This window comes from Gluconobacter sphaericus NBRC 12467 (genome assembly GCF_006539125.1).
In the GTDB taxonomy this organism is placed as follows: domain Bacteria; phylum Pseudomonadota; class Alphaproteobacteria; order Acetobacterales; family Acetobacteraceae; genus Gluconobacter; species Gluconobacter sphaericus.
Map to the genome: position 1 here is coordinate 1 of NZ_BJMK01000054.1, position 8,774 is coordinate 8,774.

9 protein-coding genes are annotated in these 8,774 nt (G+C 49.4%); 8 read left to right on the top strand and 1 reads right to left on the bottom strand.

What is annotated here, in order from left to right; translation table 11 throughout:
* The 8 genes from GSP01_RS13885 to fdhD all read left to right on the top strand — a co-directional run.
* Positions 1–183, top strand: a 183-nt coding sequence (locus tag GSP01_RS13885) for a transposase (protein ID WP_141354472.1), incomplete at its 5' end; no start/stop codon positions are given.
* Between the two features lie 77 nt (positions 184–260).
* Positions 261–2,216 (top strand): PAS domain-containing sensor histidine kinase, encoded by a 1,956-nt coding sequence (locus GSP01_RS13890; protein WP_255320911.1) that lies wholly within the window; start codon positions 261–263, stop codon positions 2,214–2,216.
* Between the two features lie 11 nt (positions 2,217–2,227).
* Positions 2,228–2,884, top strand: coding sequence for a response regulator transcription factor (locus tag GSP01_RS13895; protein WP_141354474.1), 657 nt, complete (start codon positions 2,228–2,230; stop codon positions 2,882–2,884).
* Positions 2,885–3,004: 120 nt separating this feature from the next.
* Complete coding sequence (locus tag GSP01_RS13900; protein ID WP_167495573.1) at positions 3,005–4,243, top strand: cupin domain-containing protein; 1,239 nt, start codon at positions 3,005–3,007, stop codon at positions 4,241–4,243.
* A 55-nt stretch (positions 4,244–4,298) separates the two neighbouring features.
* Positions 4,299–4,562, top strand: a complete 264-nt coding sequence (locus GSP01_RS13905) for a twin-arginine translocase TatA/TatE family subunit (RefSeq protein WP_228123932.1) — start codon at positions 4,299–4,301, stop codon at positions 4,560–4,562.
* Positions 4,563–4,722: 160 nt separating this feature from the next.
* Positions 4,723–5,184: a nitrate reductase associated protein gene (locus tag GSP01_RS13910; RefSeq protein WP_141354489.1), complete on the top strand. Its 462-nt coding sequence runs from the start codon at positions 4,723–4,725 to the stop codon at positions 5,182–5,184.
* A gap of 4 nt (positions 5,185–5,188) precedes the next feature.
* On the top strand, positions 5,189–7,492 hold the full coding sequence (locus tag GSP01_RS13915) for an FdhF/YdeP family oxidoreductase (protein WP_141354479.1): 2,304 nt from the start codon (positions 5,189–5,191) through the stop codon (positions 7,490–7,492).
* A gap of 105 nt (positions 7,493–7,597) precedes the next feature.
* On the top strand, positions 7,598–8,455 hold the full coding sequence (gene fdhD, locus GSP01_RS13920) for a formate dehydrogenase accessory sulfurtransferase FdhD (protein WP_141354481.1): 858 nt from the start codon (positions 7,598–7,600) through the stop codon (positions 8,453–8,455).
* Positions 8,456–8,555: 100 nt separating this feature from the next.
* Here fdhD and GSP01_RS13925 read toward each other — a convergent pair.
* A partial coding sequence (locus GSP01_RS13925; RefSeq protein ID WP_141354483.1) for a transposase occupies positions 8,556–8,774 on the bottom strand: 219 nt, incomplete at its 5' end.

Here is an 8,774-nt window from a genome sequence, read left to right on the forward strand (position 1 = left end):
GGGCGAAGATCCCGCGGAAAACCAGTCAAATACGATAAGAGAAAATACAAAAGACGCAACTGCATCGAGATCATGTTCGGAAGGCTCAAAGACTGGCGGCGGGTCGCAACACGCTATGACAGGTCTCCGACAGTCTTCTTCTCAGCCATCTGCCTCGCTGCAACCATCATGTTCTGGCTATGAGTCCTGAGCCTAGCTTGAATGGAAAATCGCCGACCCACAACTTCCAGCGCCATGACATTCGTCTACGAGGGGTTGCTTTGCAGCAGTCCCAGAGAATGATAACAAGCAAAAATGCTCAGATTGATGAAATAACTATGTCTGCGTTGAAGCAAGGTAACAATTCAGAAAAATTCCAGACATACGGTTTCTGCGTCGCGGCCGGCGTCATTGCGTTATTCATATTCTTGATAAACACAATGACACTGTTACGTGATGCATTCGCGGTGCTCTATGTATTGGTCATTCTTTTAGTAGCCAATTCTGCTAAGCTACGCATTATTGTTCTTACTGGAGCCACCTGCATCGGCTTGACCTGTATTTCCTTTCTGATCAAGCATTTTGGAGAACCACTTGATGGTGCCTATCTCAGGCTCGCAGTAAGTATAACGGCGATTGGAGTTGCAACGATGCTCTCTATGCGTGATCGACGTACCCGAGATGCGCTTTCTGAGCAAGTACGTATGCTCGCGTTCACACACGATACAGTCATTGTCCGGGATGCTACAGATACCATTATCGGCTGGAATGATGGTGCTACTAAACTCTATGGTTGGCGCCCCGAGGAGGCTATTGGCAGCAAAGGCACAGCGTTACTCCACGGGAAGAATATTTCCTCATCCGCAGCAGAAGAGCTTCAAGCTGCTGGCCAGTGGAGTGGGGAGATTACGAGAAGACGCCGCGATGGTCAGTGGATTGTCCTGAATGTCCGTTGGATTTCACGGATCGATAGTAGCGGCAAGGCCTGCGGTGTTATAGAATTTGGTGCAGATTTAACAGAACAAAAACAGGCAACAGCTGAACGCAAGCGTTCCGAGCAGCAATATAGCGCAATTTTTCAGGCTGTTGGGTTCGCTATTTATGAAGTTGACTGTTCGGTCATCAATATTTTGGCACATTCTGCATCCCAGTTATCTCGACAGACTTTTCAGGAGTTCATCGGACAACTCGCAGACAAGCCGTATATCCGTGACGCAAACCACGCAGGGGCACATCTAACGGGCCGCCCCAACCCACGTGATATGGCGGGGACGTCTATATCGCTCCTATTCTCTGACCCCAAAAGTTGGATCGATATTCTATGCAGTATCGCGAATGGTATTCTCGATTACACTGTTGAAACCACATTGACTGGTTTGGATGGGCGGAAGGTCGATGTGGTTTTACGTATCACTCGCCCAACGACTGATGTCGAATTCCGCAGGGTACTCGTAATGGCACTTGATGTAACAGAACGCAATGAAGCGCAGATAAAATTGCGCGCTGCTCATGCCGAACTGGCTCATGCCGATCGCATTACAACACTCGGACAACTAGCTGCTTCAATAGCGCACGAAGTTAACCAACCCTTGTCTGCTATTATGACGTTTGCAAATTCGGGGCAACGCTGGCTCACCCGAACTTCGCCAGATATTGTTGAAGCTATTTCTTCTTTTGACCAAATTGCAGCTAATAGTAGTCGGGCTGCAGAAGTCATTAAACGTGTACGTGCCCTGACCAGAAAGGAGACCAGCTATCACACAGCATTGAACCTCGGCGAGATCATAAACGAAGTGACGCTGCTTCTTCGTAAGGAGAGCGACGGGAAACAGGTCGAGATCAAGACACATCATAATCCGACTACCTCCCTAGTTTCGGGAGATCGGATACAACTCCAGCAGGTCATCATGAATATTATGATGAACGCTATTCAGGCGATGAGTGCTATTACGGATCGGGCGCGGATTCTCGAAATCCACATCAAACCAGCCATTTCGCCCTCAACGGGCGCCCTGATGAGTTTCGAGGATACAGGACCAGGCTTCAACAATCCTAATGCAGGTGATATTTTCCACCCCTTTGTTACAACAAAAGCACAAGGAATGGGCATGGGACTTTCGATCTGTCGCGAGATAGTTTGCGCGCATGATGGAACCATTAACGCGACCAATCGTACCCCTTATGGCGCCATTGTGACGATTACGCTTCCTATTCCTAAGAAAGTCGGCAGCAGGTAACAGCCCAACCAATGCAGTTCATTCCGAGTAAAAATGCGACAATTATCGTTGTAGATGATGATCCCGGCATCAGAGCATCACTCGATAGCCTGTTTCGGTCTTGGGATTTCTGTGTAGAGACTTACTCAGATCCGTCAGAGCTTCTGGATACAGGCCTGCCATCCGGTGACTGCTGCCTTATCCTCGACATACATCTTAAAACCATTGACGGCCTTGAATTTCAGGCCTCACTCGAGCAGTCAGGTATCAATATACCAGTCATTATCATTACAGGTCACGGTGACATCCCAATGGCTGTTAGAGGAATGAAAGCCGGAGCAATAGACTTTCTGACCAAACCATTCACTGACGAAGCTCTACTGAAGGGGATTAATACCGCCTTGAAAGCTTCGCATGACAGGCGACAAATCGCTCAAGAACGCACCAACATTGAGTGCCGCTATGAACAGCTTTCCGCTCGTGAGCGAGAAGTTATGGCTTTGGTTGCGAGTGGCTTATTGAACAAACAAATAGCGGCTCGCCTTGAGCTCAGCCTAATTACCATCAAGATTCATCGTGCAAATGCCATGAAAAAGATGCAGGCGGAATCCTTAGCTGAATTCGTAAGAATCGCCGAATTTCTGGGTATTCGAGATGAGACTATTACACGTTACCACCAGAATGGATGAAAGATTCATCTTCACTCGGGAGCAATAGGTGAACCTCAGACGATCCAATTAAACCAAAGTACAATATTCTTTTTTTGCGCAAACATCCATTGTCAGTGGGACTCAGAAAAGGAAGTGACAATGAGTTCCATGCAACGTCGCGGTTTTCTTTCTGCTGCTAGTGCGCTCGGGTTTACCGGAGTTGCTCACGCAGCAACATTTGGAAATCCAGACCGTCCTCCGCAGGGCGCAGTTAATGCTAAAACGCCTTCAAGCCTGACAAACCCTGGCCCCCAAAACCCAGCTCTTGCTTCGCAGTTTCCGAGCTTTCAATCGCCGCCGCCGACAGACGTGGATGGCATGCCACTCTTCTGGGCGTCATTTAATAATGCACATCGCCGTATCCAGAACGGTGGCTGGGCTCGCGAAGTGACGCAGGATGATTTTGCAATCTCGGAAGATATTTCCGGCGTCAATATGCGTTTGAGTGCTGGTGGTATCCGTGAAATGCACTGGCACCAGCAGGCTGAATGGGCAATCATGCTCTACGGCAAATGTCGCATTACAACGCTAGATGAACAGGGGCGTCCCAGTGTAGAGGACGTCGAAGCAGGCGACCTATGGTATTTCCCTCCAGGTCTTCCACATTCTCTTCAGGGTTTGGGACCAGATGGTGCTGAATTTCTTCTTGCTTTTGACAATGGGAAATCATCGGAATTCAATACACTTCTCGTAACCGACTGGATCGCTCATACACCGCCTGAAGTCCTTGCAAAGAATTTTGGCGTACCCGCAGAAGCATTCAAAGATATTCCACTCAACAACCTTTGGATCTTCCAAGGCGATGTTCCTCCCGATCTGGCAATGGATCAGAAGAAATCTCGCGTTGTCGCAGGAGCTGAAAAAATAATTTATCGCCTCTCCCGATCCAAACCTCTTGTACGGAGCCAGGGCGGACAAGCCCAGATTGCCGATAGCCGGAACTTTCCCATTTCGAAAACAGTCGCTGCCGCACTTGAGACAATTGAAGCGGGCGGAATGCGGGAAATGCATTGGCATCCAAATGCTGATGAATGGGCCTTTGTGATCAAAGGCAAAGTAAGGGTCACTGTATTCAATACAGGCCCCAAAGCACAGACGACTGATTTTAATCCAGGAGATGTCTGGTATATCAAAAAGAGCCTCGGGCATTACGTCGAAAATGTCGGTGATGAAGAAGCTCAGGTGATATCCGTCTTTAAGTCAGACAGATTCGCTGAAGTCTCTTTATCCGATTGGCTCACGCATGTTCCGCCGGAAATGGTTCGCCAGACCTTGAATATTTCTGCGGAAACGCTTTCCAAATTCCCCGTTAATCGGCCGGGCTTTACACCTGTGTGACCATTTCTCTCCCTTTAGATATATTTCTAAAGGGAGAGAAATATAGAAAAATTTAATGAGGAAATTCGTGGGCTCTCTCAGTATCTGGCATTGGCTAATCGTTTGTGTCCTTGTTCTTATTGTTTTTGGTGGCGGGAAACGTCTTTCGTCCACTATGGGAGATCTTGGAAGAGGTTTGAAGATATTTAGGAAAGAAGTCATCGAGATAGGATCGGACGACCATCCAGTCTCCATTGAGAGCAAACGCATGCCTCTTGATACACATTCCGAACAGGTCGTTCCTCTTTCTTTGAAAGAATCAGAAAATACCTCAATATGAAATATTTTGAATAATATATAATTAATATCTCCAAATCGTGTGTTGAATATTTTATTAATATAATAAAAATAATTATTTATGAGTAAGAGAAAAATTATTTTTCAAACCTATTTATCATTCACTACGATGATCGAAGGTAAATGCAATGTCTGAAAATCCTATGATTTTTGAATTCGAGCGGGATTTTGCAGGCTCTTTGCGATGTATTCCAATGATTGCACGGCAGAAGCTCGACCTTGTGAGAATCAAAATGACGCTCCGCCAGTGGAGCCGTTTGTTGCGCGAGGAAAGGAGCCGTCTGGTAGAAGCACCATGTGAGACGGCTCAGGAACAGGCCGCCTATCGCACTCTTGTCAAAGAGCTGATTGACGTTCGAGCAGATGAGCCTGTCAGTTTCCTCCCGTCGCAGACATTTGAAGACTGGCGGAAGAAGGATCGGATGCCGGAGGCAGTTTCGTCTCAGGCTGAGGCAGACGCCGTTCCACCACCTACACCGGAACAATGGGCTGCGTTAACTCCGCTTCAGCGTTTCGCATTGATCAAGCTCGCCAGATCGAAACATGAGAACGAAAATTTTGTGCCTGCGTTGAAGGAGTTTGGCGTCCTTCAAGGGGAGTGTTGATATCATGAGCAAAAACAAAGAGTCTGAGTTTAAGCCTTATCATCACCCTGCAGGCGGCTGGGGAGCGACCGGTGCAACGGCGAAGGTGCTGATGGAGCAGAGCGTTCTGGTCAAAGGATCACGCGGTCTGCTTGCCATGAATCAGCCGGGTGGTTTCAAATGCCCCAGTTGTGCGTTTCCCGACCCGGATCATCGAAAGAAACTTGAATTTTGTGAGAATGGCGCAAAGGCCCTCGCGCATGAGGCTACCAAAGCCCGAGTGACACGAGAGTTTTTTGCCCAGCATACCGTTACGGAACTCACGGAGTGTAGTGATTACTGGCTGGAAATGCAGGGGCGCCTGACCGAACCTATGCGCTATGATCCTGCGAGCGACAAATATGTGCCGATTGCCTGGGATGATGCTTATACCCTGATTGCAAAGCACCTTCGGGCGCTGGAAAGCCCTCATCAGGCAGAGTTCTATACGTCCGGTAGAACGGCTAATGAAACCGCTTTTCTTTATTCCATCTTTGTGCGCGAGTTCGGGACCAACAATTTTCCCGATTGTTCGAACATGTGTCATGAACCGACATCCCGCGGGCTGCCTTCGTCGATCGGGATTGGGAAAGGCACGATCGTCATGGCTGATTTTGACCATGCCGAGGCTATCTTTGTCATTGGCCAGAATACCGGAACCAATTCCCCCCGGATGATGACGAACCTAGTGGAGGCTCGCAAACGCGGCATTCCCATCGTTCTGATCAATCCGATGCCAGAACGGGCGCTGATCCGTTTTACGGAACCGCAGGATATCCTGCAGATGGGCACGTTTGGTTCAACAGCCATTTCCAGTGAATTCGTTCATGTGCGTATTGGTGGCGATCTGGCAGTCTTCAAGGGGATGATGCGCGCGCTGTTCGAGGCTGAAGATCGCGGCGAGCCAGTGCTGGATCATGCTTTTATTGCTAATCACACGGTAGGGCTGGAGGCTCTGCGCGCTGACGTCATGTCAGTTTCCTGGGCAGATATCACTCGTATTTCTGGCATATCGGAAGAGCAGATCCGTCGGATTGCCGGAATCTATGCTAAATCCAACGCGACGATCATGTGTTATGGGATGGGAATAACGCAGCATCAGGAAGGATCCCAACTTGTCCAGCAGGTTGCGAACCTTCTGTTGCTCAAGGGGAATTTCGGTAAAAAAGGTGCGGGCATTGCGCCGATCCGGGGACATTCCAACGTCCAGGGGGACCGCACGATCGGCATCGATGAAAAGCCAACACAGGCTTATCTTGATCGCGTAAGAGATGTTTTCGGTTTTGAGCCACCACGCGAGCACGGCCATCATGTGATTGAGGCTGTTGAAGCGATGGAAGCCGGGACTGCCAAGATTTTCTTTGGTATGGGCGGAAATTTTGTCCGCGCAATTCCTGATACCGAACGGTCTTATGCTGCCATGGCAAAGCTCGATCTTACAGTGGGGATCGCAACAAAGCTCAATCGCGGGCACCTGATCCATGGCAAGGAAGCCCTTATTCTGCCTGTTGTGGCCCGTTCTGAGATTATCCGTACGTCAGCGGGTGAACAGTTCGTGACCATTGAGGACACCATGTCGAACGTTACGCCTTCGCGTGGTGTTTTCGAGCCGGTTAGCTCCGATGTGCGGCCTGAGACGGAAATCGTCTGTCGGGTGGCTATGGCCACTCTCCCAGAGTCAAAAATTCCGTGGGCAGACTATATCGAAGATTATACTTTAATTCGGGACAAGATTGCTGAGGTTTATCCGGCGATTTACACGGGGTTCTCGGAAAAAATGAAAGACCCTCACGGGTTTCATCTCGATATTCCGCCTCGTCGTCGTGTCTGGATGACCCCGAATGGAAAAGCGAATTTTCTTGTTTTTCCGGGGCTAACGGTGGACGACGTGATTGATGATCCGGCAATGCTTCGGCTGGCCACAATCCGTTCGCACGATCAGTACAACACGACAATCTACAGCAACAACGACCGGTATCGGGGGGTCTATAACACGCGTATGGTTATCTTCATGAACAAAGAAGATCGTGAAGCGCGGGGATTGGAAAACGGGGCTGTCGTGGGGCTGGAAACCTACAGTGACGATGGATATCGGCGCTATGTCGATGGGCTGACCATTCTGGATTATCCAATGTCTCGTGGATCTATTGCGGGTTATTACCCAGAGTTAAATCCTCTTCTACCGCTGGATTTTTTCGATGAAATCAGCGGTACGCCAGCGGCCAAGGCTATTCCAGTTAAAGTTGTGCCAAGCGTGACGTCTGCAGCCCCAATCCGGATTGCGGGCTAAGTGGGAGCCGTATCGGCAAGAAAGAGCTATGAGAGCATATACAAGCTTTTTCTTGCCGGGAGCGGGCGTTGCACTCCTGACAGGCAGTATCAGTGAGAAAGGCGTATGACGCCATTATTTCAGAGTCGAACGGCAACCCTCCTTAGTCGCCCAGAGGAAGAGATCGTTCTGAATATTGCCGATGAAGTTCCGGTCAGGCTCGTTTTTAATGGCATTGTTCCGCACGGGGTGATGATGATGACCCCGGATCACCTGACGGACTTTGCTTATGGCTACTGCCTAACTGAACAAATCATTACGAATAAAAAGCAGATCCGCTCAGTCTCTGTTCTGGATGGTGAAGATGGTCTGACCTTGGACGTTACGATTTCAGGGGACCGTCTTTCAATCCTGCTACGACGCAGACCCCGTGCCCAAACCGGCCATTCAAGTTGTGGTCTTTGCGGGACTGATACTGTGTTGTCCGTTGATGCCCATGAAGAGGTGCCTTTTCCCATCAATGCCAAGATTGCGCCGACTGCGATCCTGCGTGCCCTGCATGATCTTGAAAAGTGGCAAACCCTGAATGCAGCGACACGCATGGTTCATGGAGCAGCCTGGGCCGACCAGAATGGGAAAATCCTTTTAATCCGTGAGGATATCGGCCGTCATAATGCGCTTGATAAGCTGATTGGTGCATGGATGTGCGATGATCGTCTTTTTGAAAATGGATTTTGTCTTCTGACCAGTCGCTATTCATACGAAATGGCACTTAAAACTGTGCGCGCGGGTATGGCGACGGTGGTTGCCGTTTCAGCACCAACGGATCGCGCTTTGCGGTTGGCTCAGAAAATGAATCAAACACTGATTGCAATTGCACGACAGGACAAGCAGTTCGTTTTCTGCGGTGAAGCGCGCTTAAGTGGCTCCCCGCCAATAGACTATTCTATCGCACGTGGAGGGACCAGCAGCATAGCTATTTAGCGGGGACAGACCTCGATCTGCTCAGAACGCAGAACGAAAACGACCTAAAAATCATGAATCAAATCGCCAAAAGCCCAAAATCAGAATCTAGGTTCAGGACTCATAGCCAGAACATGATGGTTGCGGCGAGGCAGACGGCTGAGAAGAAGACTGTCGGAGATCTGTCATAGCGTGTTGCGACCCGCCGCCAGTCCTTGAGCCTTCCGAACATAATCTCGATGCGGTTGCGGCGTTTGTATTTCCGCTTGTCGTATTTGGCTGGCTTTCCGCGGGATCTCCGTCCTGGAATACAGGGCTTTATGTCTTTCTCTTCTAGAGC

Coding starts and splice junctions, on each gene's coding strand:
- GSP01_RS13900 (WP_167495573.1), top strand. CDS start 3,005: ATGAGTTCCATGCAACGTCGCGGTTTTCTTTCTGCTGCTAGTGCGCTC.
- GSP01_RS13905 (WP_228123932.1), top strand. CDS start 4,299: ATGAGGAAATTCGTGGGCTCTCTCAGTATCTGGCATTGGCTAATCGTT.
- GSP01_RS13895 (WP_141354474.1), top strand. CDS start 2,228: ATGCAGTTCATTCCGAGTAAAAATGCGACAATTATCGTTGTAGATGAT.
- GSP01_RS13910 (WP_141354489.1), top strand. CDS start 4,723: ATGATTTTTGAATTCGAGCGGGATTTTGCAGGCTCTTTGCGATGTATT.
- GSP01_RS13915 (WP_141354479.1), top strand. CDS start 5,189: ATGAGCAAAAACAAAGAGTCTGAGTTTAAGCCTTATCATCACCCTGCA.
- fdhD (WP_141354481.1), top strand. CDS start 7,598: ATGACGCCATTATTTCAGAGTCGAACGGCAACCCTCCTTAGTCGCCCA.